The sequence below is a fragment of the Novosphingobium pentaromativorans US6-1 genome (assembly GCF_000767465.1).
GTDB classification, from domain to species: domain Bacteria; phylum Pseudomonadota; class Alphaproteobacteria; order Sphingomonadales; family Sphingomonadaceae; genus Novosphingobium; species Novosphingobium pentaromativorans.
In genome coordinates this window covers 877,701-894,915 of sequence record NZ_CP009291.1, presented here as the reverse complement: position 1 = coordinate 894,915, position 17,215 = coordinate 877,701, and the positions used below count along the sequence as shown (strand labels likewise).

Below are 17,215 nucleotides of genomic sequence, written 5' to 3'. Positions count from 1 at the left end.
TCGGAGATTTTATGAAAAGCATGGTCAAGTCCGCAAGGATGCTAATCGGTGGCGAACTCGTTGAGAGTGAGAGCGGGGAGTTCGTCTCTTCGATTGATCCGGCTACCGAGGAAGTCATTGGAAAGTTTCCTGCCGGTACAGCGCGTGATGTCGAAAAGGCCGTCGAAGCTGCGGAAGGGAGTTGGGAGGCCTGGAATGGAATCGGAGTCGCCGGTCGTGCCGAGGCCCTGCGCAGATTCGGTGAACTTATCATGGAACGGGCAGACGAACTTCTGGAAGTGGAAGTACGCGATACCGGAAACACGATCACCCCGATGCGAGGCGATGTAAAAACTGGTGTCGGCGGAATCAACTATTATGCCGGGTTAGGTTATGAACTGAAGGGGGAAACCGTTCCCTCCACGCCTAACAATCTGCATCTTACCCTTCGCGAGCCATATGGCACAGTGGGTCGCATCATTCCCTTCAATCACCCCATCCTTTTTGCCACAGGGCACACGGCAGGGGCGCTGATGGCTGGCAATTCGGTGGTTGTGAAGCCGCCCGAAACCGCTTCCTTGTCCGCCCTGCTTCTGGCTGAGATCGCCCAGCAGGCCCTGCCGCCGGGCGTATTCAACATCGTAACTGGACTGGGGCCGCAGGTGGGGGCTGCCTTGGCCGTTCACCCGCAGGTGAAGCGGATCGCCTTCATTGGATCGGCCCGCACGGGAATGGCGATACAGCGCATGGCGGCGGAAGTTGCGGTAAAGAACATCACGCTAGAGTTGGGAGGCAAGAATCCAATGATCGTCTTCCCGGATGTGAATGTTTCAGACATCGTAACTGCGGCGATCCAGGGCATGAACTTTACGTGGCAGGGCCAGTCCTGCGGTTCGACCAGCAGGCTTTTGCTTCACGAATCGATTTACAATGAGGTCGTTTCCCAGTTGGCCGAGCGGATCGACGCCATGCGGGTGGGAAATCCGATGGATGAAGCCAGCGAAATGGGGGCGATCAATTCTCAGGGGCAATACGAGAAGGTGCTTCGCTATATCGAGACTGCAAAAGCCGAAGGTGCCAAGCTACTTGCTGGGGGAGAACGTCCGAAAGGCCCCGAATTCAAACGCGGTTTTTGGCTACGACCAACCTTATTCGGCGATGTGAAGCCCGGGATGTGCATTGCGCAGGAAGAGATTTTCGGCCCGGTGCTGTCAGTCATGAAATGGTCTGATTTTGACGAGGCCTTGCGGATCGCGAATGACGTGGAGTACGGCCTGACCGCCTCCATCTGGACAAACAACATCGATGACGCGTTGGCAATGGCCCGGCGGGTGAGGGCAGGGTTTGTCTGGGTGAACTCGGTTGGCCCGCACTACCGGGGGCTGAACTACGGTGGTTACAAGAATTCTGGTGTGGGCCGAGACGAAGGGATTCAAGAAATGCTTTCCTATACCGAGCAGAAAAGCATAAGTATCGCCTTGCGGAATTGAAATGAAACTACATGTAAAGGAGTTGATGTGGACTACACACATTTCCTACGACAGCAATGCTACATCAACGGCAAGTGGTGCGATGCCGATAATGGCGCTACCATCAACGTCAGCGATCCGGGCAAGGGCAAGGTGCTCGGGACTGCCCCCAACATGGGCCAAGTGGAAACCGAGCGCGCCATCGATGCCGCAGAGGCCGCGCTGCCGGCCTGGCGGGCGAAGACCGCAGGTGAACGCGCGAAGATCATGCGTCGCTTCTTTGATCTGATGATCGCCAATCAGGATGCCCTTGGCGAGTTGCTGAGCCGCGAACAGGGTAAGCCGTTTTCGGAAGCCAAGGGCGAGATCGCCTATTCCGCCAGCTTCATCGAATGGTTCGCCGAAGAGGGCAAGCGCGCCTATGGCGAGGTCGTGCCGTCTCACGCGGCAGATCGGCGCATCGTTACCTTGAAGCAGGGCATCGGCGTGGTCGCGGCGATCACCCCCTGGAACTTCCCGAGTGCGATGATCGGTCGCAAGCTCGGCCCGGCACTGGCGGCAGGCTGCACCATGGTACTCAAGCCAGCCTCTGCAACGCCCTATTCGGCGCTGGCTCTGGCCGTGCTGGCTGACGAAGCAGGCGTGCCTGCGGGCGTGTTCAACGTCGTAACCGGCTCGGCCAGGGCCATCGGCGGGGAGCTAACGCGCAACCCCAAGGTCCGTAAATTGACCTTCACCGGCTCAACCGAAATTGGTGTGCAACTGCTGCGCGAATGCGCCGACACGGTGAAGAAGGTCTCGATGGAGCTGGGCGGAAATGCGCCCTTCATCGTGTTCGACGATGCCGATGTTGAGGCGGCGGTCGAAGGGGCCATCGTCTCCAAGTTCCGCAATTGCGGCCAGACCTGCGTCTGCACCAACCGCTTCTATGTGCAGGATGCGGTCTATGACGAATTCGTCACCAAGCTCGCCGCACGGGCCAAGGCCATGCCGATCGGTTATGGCATGGACGAAGGCGTCGTGATTGGCCCGCTGATCGACATGGCGGCGGTCGAAAAGGTGGAAGAGCACCTTGAAGACGCGCTTTCGGGCGGTGCCACGCTGCTCACCGGCGGCAAGCGCCATACTCTGGGCGGCAGCTTTTATGAGCCGACCGTGGTCGCCAATGTGAAGGCAGACATGAAACTCGCCCGCGAAGAGACCTTTGGGCCGCTGGCCGGTGTGATCCGTTTCAAGGACGAGGCGGAGGCCATCGCGCTCGCCAATGACACCGAATTCGGCCTTGCCGCCTATTTCTACGCCCGCGACCTGGGTCGGGTGTGGCGTGTGGCAGAGGCGCTGGGGGCAGGGATCGTCGGTATCAACACCGGGCTGATCTCAACCGAAGTCGCGCCGTTTGGCGGCGTCAAGCAATCGGGCCTTGGTCGCGAAGGTTCGCGCCATGGAATCGACGATTACATGGAAATCAAGTATCTCTGCATGGGTATTTTATAGTCCTCTTTGAGGGGGAATGTTAAGCTCGACTTTGTACGTTTTTGATCAGGTGGGCACCTCCATCAACCTGATGATTTGAGCGGATTTGGGCCTGTTGCGCCGAACTTGGCGTAAGTGCAGGGCTTTTGGGTCTCCATTTCACTGTTTCTGGCAATTTTTCTGATATTCAGGCGCAGCTATCCCATTGCTGCCCGTCGTTCGTGGAAGATCTGTGCAGGGCGGTGACAAAACCGTAACCCTCCGGCGGGACTTGCGATGTAAGCGGTAATTTCTCCCCACCAGGGGCGTGAAGGCGTCGGGCAGCGAGGGCCTGGCGCCTATTTTCGTTGTAATAAGGTTCGAACGTAGTTTGCTCGTAACCGTCAGCCGACGACCGTCTTCTCGGATTGAGTGTGTGGTGGGATAAGTGTCCGCCTATTTTCGAAGCGGACACTTGATTGCAGATCGCAGCTGTCACTAATTTTGGGGGTGTGGTGTCAGGCGGCCTGCTGGAGCGGAGTCTGCCGCCAGTTCCACGGGAGCAGTTCATCGATCCGGTTGATCGGATGCTCGCCGATCCGGGCGATGATGTCGCCAAGGTAGGCCTCGGGATCGAGTCCGTTCATTTTGGCACTTTCGATGATGGTGTAGAACGAGGCGGCTCGCTCGGCGCCGGCGTCGGAGCCGCAGAACATGTAATTTTTGCGGCCTATGACCGTGGGGCGGATGGCGCGCTCGGCGGCATTGTTGCTCATCTCGAGCCGACCGTCCGTCGTGTAGCGGGCGAAGGCATCCCAGCGATCGAGCATGTAGCGCGTGGCATCGTGCATCGGCATGATCGTGCTGCCGGCATCGCGTGCCCATGTGAGGAACGCTTTGAGCTTTTCGAGCAGCGGAACGGCCGTGGCTTGACGCGCGGCAAGACGCACCTCGGGCGAAGATCCGCGATGATCGGCTTCGAGCGCGAACAGCTTGCCCATCAGTTCAAGCACTTGGTGCGCGCCATCGCTGCCGGTTTCCTTCCACGCATCGTAGAACCGCCGTCGGGCATGCGCCCAGCAGGCCACTTCCTTCAAGCGGGATTCATCGTCGGTCGTGTCGTTGTAGATACGGTTGAAGCGCTGATCGGCATCGGCATGCATGTAGCCGCTGCAGTCGTCGACGAGACGCTCCGGATCCTCGCGCGACCGCCCCTTGGCATGGCGGTAGAACGCCGCAGGAGCCGCTTCGCCCGACCAGGGCCGCTCGTCTCGGACCACGCACCACAACCGACCCTCACGGGTACGATGACGGCCCTTTTCGAGGATCGGCATCTTGGTGTCGTCGATATGGAAGACGGGGCCACCGCGTGCATGGACGCCGATCGCATCGGCCAGCGGCTGCAACAGTTGGTCGAGCTTGGTCAGCCATCCCGCCAGAACCTGGCGCGAGAGATGAACGCCGGCGCGGGCGTAAATTGTCGACTGACGATTGAGCGGAAGATGATCGGCGTATTTCGACACGACCACATGCGCGAGCAGCGCAGGTCCAGGCCGACCGCGCTCGATCGGAAGCGGTGGCATCGGCATCTGCACCATGCGCTCGCACGAGCGGCAGCTCATTCGCGGGCGGATATGCTCAACCACCTTGAAGCATGCGGGCACATATTCCAGCACTTCGCGCCGGTCGACACCGCGCTGACAAAAGCGCGATCCACCGCAATGCGGACAACGCGTCACCGGATGCTCGACGGTTTCGCGAGGCAGGTGCTCACCAAGTGGCTTGCGCGTCCGCGAGCCGGTTTCATGGTCGCTGGAGGACAGCTCGGTTGGCGCGCCATTTTCGGTTTCCAGGCTCGGGGCGCCCTCCGCCCCTTCCAGCAGCAGCCTAAGTTGCCGCAGGTCCTCATTCATCTTTTCCGACCGGCGACCGAACTCGGTCCGCTCAAGCACAGCGATCCGCATCTTGAGCTTGTCGATGAAGACATCCTTCGCCTTGAGTTCGGCGCACAGGGCCAGCGTGAAGGCACGCAAGGCATCGGGATCAGTAGGGATTTCGAACACCTTGTCGGACATGGGCGAGCTTATACCGGGAGGCGCAAAGTAGCGCTAGCAATATCTGCACTAACTACCTGATTATATTCAGATAAGTACTGGCTTTGCAACCGGCTCCGGGCGGACCGTCTCGCGCCAGTCGATCCCTTCCAGAAGCAGGCTGAGCTGACCAGCAGAGAGCGGTGCTTTCGCATCAAGCGTGCGCGGCCAGACGAACTTGCGGCGCTCCATCTTCTTCGCGAACAGGCACACGCCCGAACCGTCGAAGTAAATCATCTTGAGATAATTTCCGCGCTTCGACCTGAAGAGAAATAGCGAGCCAGAGAATGGGTCTTCATGCAGCAGCTTGCCCACTGCGGCACACAACCCCGGTGCGCCAAGTCGCATATCGACCGGCTTGCATGCCAGATATACCCGCGTTCCCGACGCCACCTGGAGCATCAGGCGGCTTTCAGCGCTCTGACGGAACGCATCAACACTTCAGGCTCGATCGAGAGCGGCACGCGCATGCGGATACCGCCAGGCAGCTCGATCTCCATCAGCTCTTCGCCGCCGCCGAGCGCCTGGGCCATTTCTTCGCGCGTGAACACGCCGAGATCGATAAATTCCTGCTCGGTATCGATCTTCGCATCAGCTCGCCGAGATTCCTTCGGCTGACCGTTTGGTTTGCGACCGCGCTTTCTATCCAGCGTGCCGGCCCTGGCCCGGTCGATCCAGTTGAACAGGTGATTCGCATTCATGTCATGGCGCCGTGCCACCACCGCCACCGGATCGCCGGATGTTTCCACTTCGGCAATGATCGCCAGCTTCTCCTCGATCGTCCACGACCGGCGCATTCGGCGTTTCTTCTCCTGCGCAACGACGGCCAGCGGATAATGCCGCTCGGCGTCGCTCGCAGATTGCATTGGAAATATCTTGCCCATTTAGGTGTCCGCTTAAATTTAGGCGGACACTTATCGCGGGCGATCACAACGGTGAAAAGTCGGCCATCGGCTGACGGTTACGTTTGCTCAGGCGGCCTGGGCGACGCTGTTCGTTTCGAACGCTGGTGCGGCGGCATTGGTATCGTCCCAGTTGCCGGGCAGCAGATCGTCGAGCGGGTCGCCATCGCCGCGCAGGACGATGCGAGCGAGCACATCGGCAAGGTAGGCGTTCGGGTTGATGCGACCCAGCTTGCACGTCTCGACCAGCGAGGCGATCGCCGCCCAGTTCTCGGCGCCGAGCTCGTGGCCGGCGAAGAGGGCGTTCTTACGGTTATGGAAAGGTATGCATAATCGGAATTATGCGAAGCGCCGGATTATGCGCAGGTGCCAACGGCGGGTTGTGCCCAGTCCGCTATTTTCCGCCGCATACGTTGCAGCATGACTAACTTTAGCTGCACATAATACGCTCCCCTCTCCGACCACCATCTGGAGAGGAGCGTTTTATGAAGTCTGATCTATTGCAGCCGGGTCCGCGCCGCTGGCTGACGAACAGTGTCTTTTCGTCCGTGGAGGAGGAGTATGTCTCTTATCTTCGAGCGGGCCGATATCATCCGCACACAGTGCGAGTGTATTTTGCTTGCGTCGCGCATTTCGCGAAGTGGACGACCGAGGAAGGCTTGGACATCGCGCTGATCGATGAGGCGGCGCAATGGAGGTTCCTGGATACCCATGTGCCGTCTTGCGATTGCCCTTACCCGGTCCGCAAGGTGCACCACGAGTTGCGCGTGGCTATCCGGCACCTTCTGCGTGTGCTTCGTGCCCAAAGGCGGATTGCGGCGATCGAACAGAGGGGCTGGCTCGATGGTGAACTGGCGGCCTTCGATCGCTACATGCGCGATGTCGGTGGCCTGGCGGACACAACGCGGCGGCAGCGGATCCATATCATTCGCCGGCTGCTCCTTGAGCGGTTCGGTGATGGCGAGATTGATCCTGAGAAGCTCGACCCGGCAGTCGTCCGGCGCTTTGTCATCGGCGAAGGCCGTTGTTGGAGTAGTGGCGCCGTGCGTGTCGCTGGCGGCACAGTTGGATGTTATTTCAAGTTTCGCAAGATGTTGGGCGATGATGTCGGTCGGCTCTTGCAGGCGATTCCGCGGGCCGCGCATTGGCGCCTGGCGGAGTTGCCCGACGTGTTGTCGCCAACCCAGATTGACGAGGTTCTCGCGTCATTCGACGATCATCTGCCCTCACGGCGGCGCGCTTACGCAATGGTCAGATGCGTCACCGATCTCGGGCTACGATGTTCCGAGGTCGTAAAACTTCGCCTCGACGACGTCGATTGGCGCAACGGGATCATTCGTATAGCCAGGACCAAGACGCATTTCACCGACAGCCTTCCATTGCCGGTGGCCACCGGCGACGCCATCGCAGACTATTTGCGCCATGAGCGGCCGAAGACCAGTAACCGTGCGATTTTCGTTCGCCATGTAGCGCCGTATGACGTCCCGATCAGGGCGGGCGTCGCCAAGCATGCGGTGATCGCGGCTTTCGCACGATGCGGATTGGATCGGACTGATCCCCACATCCTTCGTCACAGCATCGCGAGCCGCCTGCTCAGCGACGGCACGCCCATGAAGCACATCGCCGATATCCTGCGTCACCGTAGCCTCGACACGTCGAAGATTTACACCAAGATCGATCTCCGTCGGCTGTCGGCCGTGGCCATGCCCTGGCCAGGGAGGGCCTCATGATGTCGATTACCATGACAGCGCAGGTAGAGGCCTACCTTGCCGAGCGTACATCGCTGGGCTTCCGTGGAGATGGGCCGAACGCCAGCCAGCTTCGATCCTTCGGCAGTTTCTTCGATAGTTCTGGCCACCAGGGTTCGCTGACATCGGACCTAGCCATTGAGTGGGCAAAGGGGCATGCGCGAGGCAGTGAACCGCGAGCGTGGGCGCGCCGGCTCGACATACTTCGGCCTTTCGCCGCCTACCTTCTGCGGGAAGATCCGGCCACTGAGTTCCCGCAGGCCCAGATATTCGGCAGGTCCCAGCGCAGGGCCACGCCCCATATCTACACTGAGGACGAGATCTCGGCGTTGCTTGCAGCGGCACGTCGCCTCGACCCAGAAGGTGGCCTGCGGCCTGCTGCGTTCGAAGCCTTTTATGGACTGATTGCCGCAACCGGCCTGCGCGTTTCCGAAGCGATCAAGCTGCGCTGCGCCGATGTGGACCTCGGAAGTCGATGTTTGACGGTCCGGATGACGAAGTTCAGCAAATCGCGGCATGTGCCGCTCCACGCCACCGTCGCCGTTGCGCTCGCCGACTATCTTGGCATGCGGGACCGCTTCCTGCCACGCGTGGCTGAGGATCCATTTTTCGTCTCGACCCCATCACGATCGCTAAAAAAGCGTGCGGTACATTGGACATTCCAGAAGTTGCGCGACGAAGCCGCCATCGTTGCCCGCGGTGCCTATCGCAACGTTCGCATCCATGACCTCCGGCACACATTTATCTGCAGGCGCATTCAACGGTGGCAAGCTGAGGGTGTCGATATCGACAATGCGATCGCGGCCCTCTCAACCTACGTCGGTCATGCAAAGGTGTCAGACACCTACTGGTATTTGACCGGCATCCCGGATTTGATGGCCACCGCAGGCAACCGCTTCGAGAGTTTTGCTTTCGGGGAGGCGGTTCATGACTGACCGTACCCCTCCAACATTGCCGACGCTCGTCCAGCGCTTCTTTCTGGATCATCTCGGTGAGCAGCGCGCGGTCAGCGCTCAGACCGTAGCGGCATATCGGGATACCTTGCGCCTGCTCCTCAACTACGCGGCCGTGGCACTCCATCGAACGCCCAGCGCTATCACGTTGCCCGATCTCGACGCGCCGTTGTTGCTCGCCTTTCTCGACCATCTCGAGAAGGATCGAGGCAACAGCGTTCGAAGCCGCAACGCACGTCTCGCCGCGATCAGGACGTTCCTTAAATATGCATCGCATCACGACCTTGCGTCGCTAGCAACGATAGAACGGGCGCTGGCAATCCCCTTCAAGCGATTTGATCGATCAATGGTCGGGTTTTTGTCACGGCCCGAGATCAGCGCCATTCTCGACGCACCTGACCGGCTTAGCTGGGCTGGACACCGCGACCGCGCCTTGTTCAGCATGATGTACAACACGGGCGCCCGCGTTTCCGAGATGATCGGCATGCGGTGCCGGGACGTTGTGCTTGAAGGTCAGCCCGCCGTGCATCTGCGTGGCAAGGGCCGCAAAGAACGCAGCGTGCCGCTCTGGCGTCTGACTGCCGCGCTCATCAGGTCCTGGCGCCGCCAGATCGGCGATCCCTCTGGGGATAGTTTCCTGTTTCCGAACCGAAGCGGCGGCCGCATGACCCGCTCGAACCTCACTCAGCGCTTGAACCTTGCCGTTGTGACCGCAGGTCGCAAGAATCCAAGTCTCCTTGACCGCCCGATCACACCCCATACGGTTCGGCACACAACAGCGATGCACCTGCTTCAATCGGGCGTCGATATCACCGTCATCGCCCTGTGGCTCGGTCATGAAGATACGGCCACGACGCATATGTACGTCGAAGCCGATCTCGCGATGAAGGAACAGGCTCTGATGAAGCTGCAACCAAGCGCCGCCGCGCCGGGCCGCTTCCGAGCCTCGGACAATCTGATGAGCTTCCTGCAGTCGCTGTGATTATGTGAAGTTTATGGCTGCGGGTCTAGTGCAACAACTGGCCCCGCCGTTGGCACCTGCGCATAATCCGGCGCTTCGCATAATTCCTTTGCAGCGCGATCGGCCGCATGGAGCGCTCGACCGGATTGTTGTCGATGTCGATCCGGCCGTCGTCCAGGTAACGGGTCAGCCCGGCCCAGTGGCCCAGCGCATAGTTGATCGCCTTGAGCGTCGGCGAGCCGCTGAACATGCGGCGGCGCTTTTCCTCGAGCCAGCCATGCAACGCCTCGATCACCGGCGCGCCGCGCGCCTGGCGGATAGCGACGCGCTCCTCGGGCGAGCGACCATGTATCTCGCGCTCGATCTCGTAGAGCACGGCGATCCGGGCGAGCGCTTCCTGCGCGATCGGCGCGGCATCGCCCTTGGCCGCATCGAAGAAGCCGCGGCGCACATGCGCCCAGCAGTAGGCGAGCGTCGCAGGTCCGCCCGGGCGGCCCGCCTTGCCGAACTGGCCATAGGCCTCATAGCCGTCGACCTGCAGGATGCCGCGATAGTCGCCGAGCAGCTTCGCCGCCCACATGCCGCCGCGGCCGGGCATGTAGGTGTAGACGATGGCGGGTGGGTCAGCCCCGCCATAAGGCCGCTCGTCGCCGACCATGGCCCAGAGGTAACCGGTCCTGGTCTTACCCGTGCCTGGCGTCAGCACCTTGGCGGTGGTCTCGTCGACGAACAGCCGGGCGCTGGCGAGCAGGCGCTGCTTCTGCAGCTCGACGATCGGCTTGAGGTAGCCCGCAGCCCGGCCCACCCAGTTCGCCAGTGTGGCGCGATCGATCTCCACGCCCTGGCGGGCCATGATCTGCGCCTGCCGGTAGAGCGGTAGGTGATCGGCGTACTTCTTGACCAGCACGTCGGCGAGCAGCGCTTCGCTGGGCAGGCCGCCCGGAACGATGTGCTTCGGCGCCCGTGCCTGCGCGATCCCATCGCCGCAGGCGCGGCAGCCCATCTTCGGCCGCACCGTCACCAGCACGCGGTACTGCGCCGGCACGATGTCGAGCCGCTCGGCCCGATCCTCGCCGATCCGATGCAGCGCGCCGCCGCAACTTGCGCAGGAGCAGGCCTCGGGCGCGATCTCGATCTCATGGCGCGGCAGGTGCGCTGGCAACGACGCACGAGGCGCATCCGCTGGACCCTTTCTCGCGGGCACAGCGCTCACCGCCGCAATCGTATCGGCGCTTTGCTCCTGGATAGCTTCGACCTCGCCCATGGCGATGTCGGTGTCCTCGAACGCCAGCGCGAGCTGGTCGGCCGCCATCTTTTCCGAGCGCTTGCCGAAGTGCATGCGGTTCAGGACGTCGAGCAGATGCTGGAGTTTGGCGGAACGAACACGCTCGGCGATGATCATCGCTTTCAGCGTCCCGACGTCGTCGGGCAGATGTTCCAAGACCCCCGTCACGGCGCGGATTGCAGCAGATTGCGGGGCCTTTTCAAGCGCGGTTCGGCAGGGCGATTCAGGCGTGCGACCTACAGCGCCAGCACCGGCCGAGCCACCCTCGGAGCATGCACGCGCGACCAGTCCAGCCCCTCGATCAGGGCTCCCGCCTGCGCCGCCGTCAGGTTCATCACCCCTTCGCCGAACCGCGGCCAGCGGAACGTCCCATCCTGCAGCCGCTTGGTCACCAGCACCAGGCCGGTGCCATCCCACAACAGCAGCTTGATCCGATCCGCCCGCTTGCAGCGGAACACGAACATGATCCCCGAGAACGGGTCGCGCTTGAGCTCGTTCTGCACCAGCGAGGCGAGCCCCACCATGCCCTTTCGGAAGTCGACCGGCTTGACCGCAACCAGCACCTTGAGCGGTCCTGGCGGGATGATCATGCCGTCACCTGCACCGCCAGCAGCACCCGCTCGATATGATCGGCACTGACCCCCTCGGGTACGCGGATCGTCATGCCCCGCACATTGATGCGGATTTCCGCGCACGATCCCTGCAATGGCCTCGGCTCCTCGACCACCGCCGGCACGAACGCCGGTGCGTCGGCGCTCTCCATCCGCTCGCGCGCCTCGCGCCGCCAGGCATAGAGCTGCTGCGGTAGCATGTCGTTGCGCCGCGCGATCTCCGCCACATTGGCGCGCACCTGCATCGATTCCGCGATGATCCGGGCCTTGGCCTCCGGCGTCCACGCCCGCCGCTCGCGGCCGGCAGGGATCACCTCCATCCGCTGCGGCCCCCTGCCACCGCTACTTTCGAACGAACTTTCGAACGTCGTTACATCGCTCATCGCTAGTTACACCCCGAGCCAAAATCGGCGGCAACATAGCGCGTTCAAAAATCTCGGAAATGTGGGGAGGTTTTACCGCTTACCTTGCGATTACCCATAAGTCGCGAGTTCCGCGCCGATCTGGATATCGACGAGGCGCCGTAGGCCGCGCCAGACGACGGTGTTACCAGGCGGTGGGTCGGACGACCTCGCGAGATAGCCGCCAAGGCGGGACAGTTGGACGCCTCGAAAAACTGGTAGCGTTTGCGGTCGCTGCGTGATTCACTGCCTTTGCGTTGCAGCGGAGGTGGTGATGTTAGGACAGGCGGGTTTCTTTGATCTTTCGGACAGGTACGAGGCGCTGAGCGCAGCGGGTGATCCGCTCGAGCGGCTCGCGGCTGTCGTCGACTTCGAGGTTTTCCGTGGACCGCTGGTCGCGGCGCTCCGGCGGAGCGTTCGTGGTAAGGGCGGACGCCCGCCATTCGACCCGGTGCTGATGTTCAAGATCCTGGTGCTGCAGGCGCTCTACTCGCTGTCTGACGAGGCCACCGAGTTCCAGATCAAGGATCGCCTGTCATTCCAGCGGTTCCTGGGGCTCGGGCTCGACGGCACGGTGCCCGACGCGACTACAGTCTGGCTCTTCCGCGAGAGGCTGGTCAAGGCCAAGGCGATTGACCGGCTGTTCGCCCGCTTCGATGCCGCACTCACCGACCGGGGCTATCTCGCCATGGGCGGGCAGATCATCGACGCCACAGTCGTACCCGCGCCCAAACAACGGAACACCGAAGCGGAGAAAGCCGCGATCAAGGAGGGGCGCGTTCCTGAAGCCTGGCAGGCCAGGCCCGCGAGGCTTAGGCAGAAGGACCGCGATGCACGCTGGAGCGTCAAGTACAGCAAGGCCAAGGTAAAGGAAGGCGCCGATCCCAAGGCGTTCAAGCGGGTCGACCTTGCCATCCCGATGTTCGGCTACAAAAATCACATCGGCATCGACCGGGTCCATGGCATCATCCGCACATGGGATGCAAGCGCAGCCAATGCCCACGATGGCGCCCGGCTGCCCGACGTGGTCAGTAAGGACAATACCGGATCGGGCATCTGGGCCGATACGGCCTACCGGTCGAAGAAGAACGAGGCATTCCTCGCCAAGGGCATGTTCACCAGCCATATCCACCAGAAGAAACCGCCGCGTCGGCCGATGCCCGAGCACATCGCGCGCGCCAATGCAAAGCAGTCCGCCGTGCGCTCCGCGGTCGAGCACGTGTTCGCTGGCCAAAAGCACCGCATGGGGCTCATCGTGCGCACCATCGGCATCGCCCGCGCCCGCATCAAGATCGGGATGGCGAACCTGGCTTATAACTTCCAACGCCTCGCCTGGCTCGAGGGGCGTACTGCGCCCGCATGACGCAAAAACCGGCTCCTAAGACCGGTTCCGACGGAAAATCAGCAGATCAAGAGGCCGAAACAGGGGCGCACCATGCCCCCGCGCGCCATCACGTCGCCATCAAGCCAAAATCAGACGGTTCTTCGAGGTGTCCAGCTGACGGACATCGCGGTCGAGCAGCGCCTTGAGTCTGGTGTTTTTGGCCGCGAACAGGCGATCGTCGGGCCAGTCGGGATCGGTCACGCCGTAGCGCCTGTCGCCTGCCTCGAACTCCCAGAGATGATAGTCGAGCCAGCCCATTGCGCCCTGGATGACATCGTGGAGCATCTTGAGGTTGGCATCGACCGGAACATCGACCCGCCGCCAGATCGAGGGATCGGTATCGGCAAGCGCGATATGCAGGCGGGCAATGGTCTCGCTCATGCCGCCATGCTGACTGGCGTGACTTCGGCTGTCCAGTTCCATGGCATGAGTTCGTCCCAGCGCGAGGCCGGCCATCCGCTGGCGATCTTCTCGATCACATCGGCGATGTAGGCTTGCGACTCCAGACCATTGAGCTTGGCGGTCTCGATGACGGAATAGATCGCGGCCGCCCGTTCGCCGCCCGCCTTCGAACCGGCGAACAGCCAGTTCTTACGGTTATGCATACCTTTCCATAACCGTAATTATGCGAAGCGCCGGATTATGCGCAGGTGCCAACGGCGGGGCCAGTTGTTGCACTAGACCCGCAGCCATAAACTTCACATAATCACAGCGACTGCAGGAAGCTCATCAGATTGTCCGAGGCTCGGAAGCGGCCCGGCGCGGCGGCGCTTGGTTGCAGCTTCATCAGAGCCTGTTCCTTCATCGCGAGATCGGCTTCGACGTACATATGCGTCGTGGCCGTATCTTCATGACCGAGCCACAGGGCGATGACGGTGATATCGACGCCCGATTGAAGCAGGTGCATCGCTGTTGTGTGCCGAACCGTATGGGGTGTGATCGGGCGGTCAAGGAGACTTGGATTCTTGCGACCTGCGGTCACAACGGCAAGGTTCAAGCGCTGAGTGAGGTTCGAGCGGGTCATGCGGCCGCCGCTTCGGTTCGGAAACAGGAAACTATCCCCAGAGGGATCGCCGATCTGGCGGCGCCAGGACCTGATGAGCGCGGCAGTCAGACGCCAGAGCGGCACGCTGCGTTCTTTGCGGCCCTTGCCACGCAGATGCACGGCGGGCTGACCTTCAAGCACAACGTCCCGGCACCGCATGCCGATCATCTCGGAAACGCGGGCGCCCGTGTTGTACATCATGCTGAACAAGGCGCGGTCGCGGTGTCCAGCCCAGCTAAGCCGGTCAGGTGCGTCGAGAATGGCGCTGATCTCGGGCCGTGACAAAAACCCGACCATTGATCGATCAAATCGCTTGAAGGGGATTGCCAGCGCCCGTTCTATCGTTGCTAGCGACGCAAGGTCGTGATGCGATGCATATTTAAGGAACGTCCTGATCGCGGCGAGACGTGCGTTGCGGCTTCGAACGCTGTTGCCTCGATCCTTCTCGAGATGGTCGAGAAAGGCGAGCAACAACGGCGCGTCGAGATCGGGCAACGTGATAGCGCTGGGCGTTCGATGGAGTGCCACGGCCGCGTAGTTGAGGAGCAGGCGCAAGGTATCCCGATATGCCGCTACGGTCTGAGCGCTGACCGCGCGCTGCTCACCGAGATGATCCAGAAAGAAGCGCTGGACGAGCGTCGGCAATGTTGGAGGGGTACGGTCAGTCATGAACCGCCTCCCCGAAAGCAAAACTCTCGAAGCGGTTGCCTGCGGTGGCCATCAAATCCGGGATGCCGGTCAAATACCAGTAGGTGTCTGACACCTTTGCATGACCGACGTAGGTTGAGAGGGCCGCGATCGCATTGTCGATATCGACACCCTCAGCTTGCCACCGTTGAATGCGCCTGCAGATAAATGTGTGCCGGAGGTCATGGATGCGAACGTTGCGATAGGCACCGCGGGCAACGATGGCGGCTTCGTCGCGCAACTTCTGGAATGTCCAATGTACCGCACGCTTTTTTAGCGATCGTGATGGGGTCGAGACGAAAAATGGATCCTCAGCCACGCGTGGCAGGAAGCGGTCCCGCATGCCAAGATAGTCGGCGAGCGCAACGGCGACGGTGGCGTGGAGCGGCACATGCCGCGATTTGCTGAACTTCGTCATCCGGACCGTCAAACATCGACTTCCGAGGTCCACATCGGCGCAGCGCAGCTTGATCGCTTCGGAAACGCGCAGGCCGGTTGCGGCAATCAGTCCATAAAAGGCTTCGAACGCAGCAGGCCGCAGGCCACCTTCTGGGTCGAGGCGACGTGCCGCTGCAAGCAACGCCGAGATCTCGTCCTCAGTGTAGATATGGGGCGTGGCCCTGCGCTGGGACCTGCCGAATATCTGGGCCTGCGGGAACTCAGTGGCCGGATCTTCCCGCAGAAGGTAGGCGGCGAAAGGCCGAAGTATGTCGAGCCGGCGCGCCCACGCTCGCGGTTCACTGCCTCGCGCATGCCCCTTTGCCCACTCAATGGCTAGGTCCGATGTCAGCGAACCCTGGTGGCCAGAACTATCGAAGAAACTGCCGAAGGATCGAAGCTGGCTGGCGTTCGGCCCATCTCCACGGAAGCCCAGCGATGTACGCTCGGCAAGGTAGGCCTCTACCTGCGCTGTCATGGTAATCGACATCATGAGGCCCTCCCTGGCCAGGGCATGGCCACGGCCGACAGCCGACGGAGATCGATCTTGGTGTAAATCTTCGACGTGTCGAGGCTACGGTGACGCAGGATATCGGCGATGTGCTTCATGGGCGTGCCGTCGCTGAGCAGGCGGCTCGCGATGCTGTGACGAAGGATGTGGGGATCAGTCCGATCCAATCCGCATCGTGCGAAAGCCGCGATCACCGCATGCTTGGCGACGCCCGCCCTGATCGGGACGTCATACGGCGCTACATGGCGAACGAAAATCGCACGGTTACTGGTCTTCGGCCGCTCATGGCGCAAATAGTCTGCGATGGCGTCGCCGGTGGCCACCGGCAATGGAAGGCTGTCGGTGAAATGCGTCTTGGTCCTGGCTATACGAATGATCCCGTTGCGCCAATCGACGTCGTCGAGGCGAAGTTTTACGACCTCGGAACATCGTAGCCCGAGATCGGTGACGCATCTGACCATTGCGTAAGCGCGCCGCCGTGAGGGCAGATGATCGTCGAATGACGCGAGAACCTCGTCAATCTGGGTTGGCGACAACACGTCGGGCAACTCCGCCAGGCGCCAATGCGCGGCCCGCGGAATCGCCTGCAAGAGCCGACCGACATCATCGCCCAACATCTTGCGAAACTTGAAATAACATCCAACTGTGCCGCCAGCGACACGCACGGCGCCACTACTCCAACAACGGCCTTCGCCGATGACAAAGCGCCGGACGACTGCCGGGTCGAGCTTCTCAGGATCAATCTCGCCATCACCGAACCGCTCAAGGAGCAGCCGGCGAATGATATGGATCCGCTGCCGCCGCGTTGTGTCCGCCAGGCCACCGACATCGCGCATGTAGCGATCGAAGGCCGCCAGTTCACCATCGAGCCAGCCCCTCTGTTCGATCGCCGCAATCCGCCTTTGGGCACGAAGCACACGCAGAAGGTGCCGGATAGCCACGCGCAACTCGTGGTGCACCTTGCGGACCGGGTAAGGGCAATCGCAAGACGGCACATGGGTATCCAGGAACCTCCATTGCGCCGCCTCATCGATCAGCGCGATGTCCAAGCCTTCCTCGGTCGTCCACTTCGCGAAATGCGCGACGCAAGCAAAATACACTCGCACTGTGTGCGGATGATATCGGCCCGCTCGAAGATAAGAGACATACTCCTCCTCCACGGACGAAAAGACACTGTTCGTCAGCCAGCGGCGCGGACCCGGCTGCAATAGATCAGACTTCATAAAACGCTCCTCTCCAGATGGTGGTCGGAGAGGGGAGCGTATTATGTGCAGCTAAAGTTAGTCATGCTGCAAC

Annotated in this window: 16 protein-coding genes and 2 pseudogenes; 6 read left to right on the top strand and 12 right to left on the bottom strand. The window is 61.4% G+C overall.

Translation table 11 applies throughout. The features are described from left to right. Positions 1 to 11 precede the first annotated feature (11 nt). Complete coding sequence (locus JI59_RS04075) at positions 12 to 1,469, top strand: aldehyde dehydrogenase family protein (RefSeq protein ID WP_007015342.1); 1,458 nt, start codon at positions 12 to 14, stop codon at positions 1,467 to 1,469. Between the two features lie 27 nt (positions 1,470 to 1,496). Next, the gene (locus tag JI59_RS04070) at positions 1,497 to 2,942 is read left to right on the top strand and encodes an NAD-dependent succinate-semialdehyde dehydrogenase (protein WP_007015341.1); all 1,446 of its coding nucleotides are present in this window, start codon (positions 1,497 to 1,499) and stop codon (positions 2,940 to 2,942) included. A 476-nt stretch (positions 2,943 to 3,418) separates the two neighbouring features. Here the strand turns inward: JI59_RS04070 and tnpC (JI59_RS04065) are convergent, their stop codons facing one another. The 4 genes and pseudogenes from tnpC (JI59_RS04065) to JI59_RS26025 form a co-directional block, all read right to left on the bottom strand. Beyond that, positions 3,419 to 4,975, bottom strand: coding sequence for an IS66 family transposase (gene tnpC, locus JI59_RS04065; RefSeq protein ID WP_007015340.1), 1,557 nt, complete (start codon positions 4,973 to 4,975; stop codon positions 3,419 to 3,421). A 66-nt stretch (positions 4,976 to 5,041) separates the two neighbouring features. Further along, positions 5,042 to 5,395 carry an IS66 family insertion sequence element accessory protein TnpB gene (gene tnpB, locus JI59_RS04060; protein WP_038575492.1) on the bottom strand — a complete coding sequence of 118 codons (354 nt, stop codon included), beginning with the start codon at positions 5,393 to 5,395 and terminating at the stop codon, positions 5,042 to 5,044. Beyond that, entirely contained in the window at positions 5,395 to 5,859 is a 465-nt protein-coding gene (locus JI59_RS04055) for a transposase (protein ID WP_038575490.1), read from the bottom strand. The genes tnpB (JI59_RS04060) and JI59_RS04055 overlap by 1 nt, the downstream gene beginning before the upstream one ends. A 105-nt stretch (positions 5,860 to 5,964) precedes the next feature. Beyond that, positions 5,965 to 6,210: pseudogene (locus JI59_RS26025) on the bottom strand (transposase domain-containing protein); the annotation flags it as partial. A 170-nt stretch (positions 6,211 to 6,380) separates the two neighbouring features. On the opposite strand from JI59_RS26025, the gene JI59_RS04045 reads away from it, so the two are divergent. From JI59_RS04045 to JI59_RS04035, 3 genes are read left to right on the top strand one after another with little or no spacing between them, the layout of a single operon-like run. After that, positions 6,381 to 7,625 (top strand): site-specific integrase, encoded by a 1,245-nt coding sequence (locus tag JI59_RS04045; protein ID WP_037467461.1) that lies wholly within the window; start codon positions 6,381 to 6,383, stop codon positions 7,623 to 7,625. Further along, on the top strand, positions 7,622 to 8,578 hold the full coding sequence (locus JI59_RS27955; protein WP_007015333.1) for a tyrosine-type recombinase/integrase: 957 nt from the start codon (positions 7,622 to 7,624) through the stop codon (positions 8,576 to 8,578). Before JI59_RS04045 ends, JI59_RS27955 begins: the two co-directional genes overlap by 4 nt. After that, the gene (locus JI59_RS04035; RefSeq protein ID WP_037467462.1) at positions 8,571 to 9,578 is read left to right on the top strand and encodes a site-specific integrase; all 1,008 of its coding nucleotides are present in this window, start codon (positions 8,571 to 8,573) and stop codon (positions 9,576 to 9,578) included. The genes JI59_RS27955 and JI59_RS04035 overlap by 8 nt, the downstream gene beginning before the upstream one ends. 25 nt (positions 9,579 to 9,603) lie before the next feature. Here the strand turns inward: JI59_RS04035 and tnpC (JI59_RS04030) are convergent, their stop codons facing one another. From tnpC (JI59_RS04030) to tnpA, 3 genes are all read right to left on the bottom strand, one after another. Then, the gene (gene tnpC, locus JI59_RS04030; RefSeq protein ID WP_203226078.1) at positions 9,604 to 11,010 is read right to left on the bottom strand and encodes an IS66 family transposase; all 1,407 of its coding nucleotides are present in this window, start codon (positions 11,008 to 11,010) and stop codon (positions 9,604 to 9,606) included. A 68-nt stretch (positions 11,011 to 11,078) separates the two neighbouring features. Then, positions 11,079 to 11,432, bottom strand: a complete 354-nt coding sequence (gene tnpB / locus JI59_RS04025; protein WP_007015336.1) for an IS66 family insertion sequence element accessory protein TnpB — start codon at positions 11,430 to 11,432, stop codon at positions 11,079 to 11,081. Continuing rightward, a complete protein-coding gene (gene tnpA / locus JI59_RS04020) occupies positions 11,429 to 11,836 on the bottom strand; it encodes an IS66-like element accessory protein TnpA (protein WP_081474076.1) in 408 nt (135 codons plus the stop codon). The genes tnpB (JI59_RS04025) and tnpA overlap by 4 nt, the downstream gene beginning before the upstream one ends. 292 nt (positions 11,837 to 12,128) lie before the next feature. Between tnpA and JI59_RS04015 the strand changes: the two genes are divergently transcribed. Continuing rightward, positions 12,129 to 13,217: an IS5 family transposase gene (locus tag JI59_RS04015; protein WP_038575487.1), complete on the top strand. Its 1,089-nt coding sequence runs from the start codon at positions 12,129 to 12,131 to the stop codon at positions 13,215 to 13,217. 99 nt (positions 13,218 to 13,316) lie between these two features. Here JI59_RS04015 and JI59_RS04010 read toward each other — a convergent pair whose 3' ends face one another. The 5 genes and pseudogenes from JI59_RS04010 to JI59_RS03990 form a co-directional block, all read right to left on the bottom strand. Next, on the bottom strand, positions 13,317 to 13,619 hold the full coding sequence (locus JI59_RS04010) for a plasmid pRiA4b ORF-3 family protein (protein WP_052117810.1): 303 nt from the start codon (positions 13,617 to 13,619) through the stop codon (positions 13,317 to 13,319). After that, a pseudogene (locus tag JI59_RS04005) lies at positions 13,616 to 13,834 on the bottom strand (transposase domain-containing protein); the annotation flags it as partial. The gene JI59_RS04010 and the pseudogene JI59_RS04005, both read right to left, overlap by 4 nt. Positions 13,835 to 13,944: 110 nt before the next feature. Next, entirely contained in the window at positions 13,945 to 14,952 is a 1,008-nt protein-coding gene (locus tag JI59_RS04000; RefSeq protein WP_037467462.1) for a site-specific integrase, read from the bottom strand. Beyond that, entirely contained in the window at positions 14,945 to 15,886 is a 942-nt protein-coding gene (locus JI59_RS27950; RefSeq protein WP_274378227.1) for a tyrosine-type recombinase/integrase, read from the bottom strand. The genes JI59_RS04000 and JI59_RS27950 overlap by 8 nt, the downstream gene beginning before the upstream one ends. An 11-nt stretch (positions 15,887 to 15,897) precedes the next feature. Further along, a complete protein-coding gene (locus JI59_RS03990; protein ID WP_037467461.1) occupies positions 15,898 to 17,142 on the bottom strand; it encodes a site-specific integrase in 1,245 nt (414 codons plus the stop codon). Positions 17,143 to 17,215 lie beyond the last annotated feature (73 nt).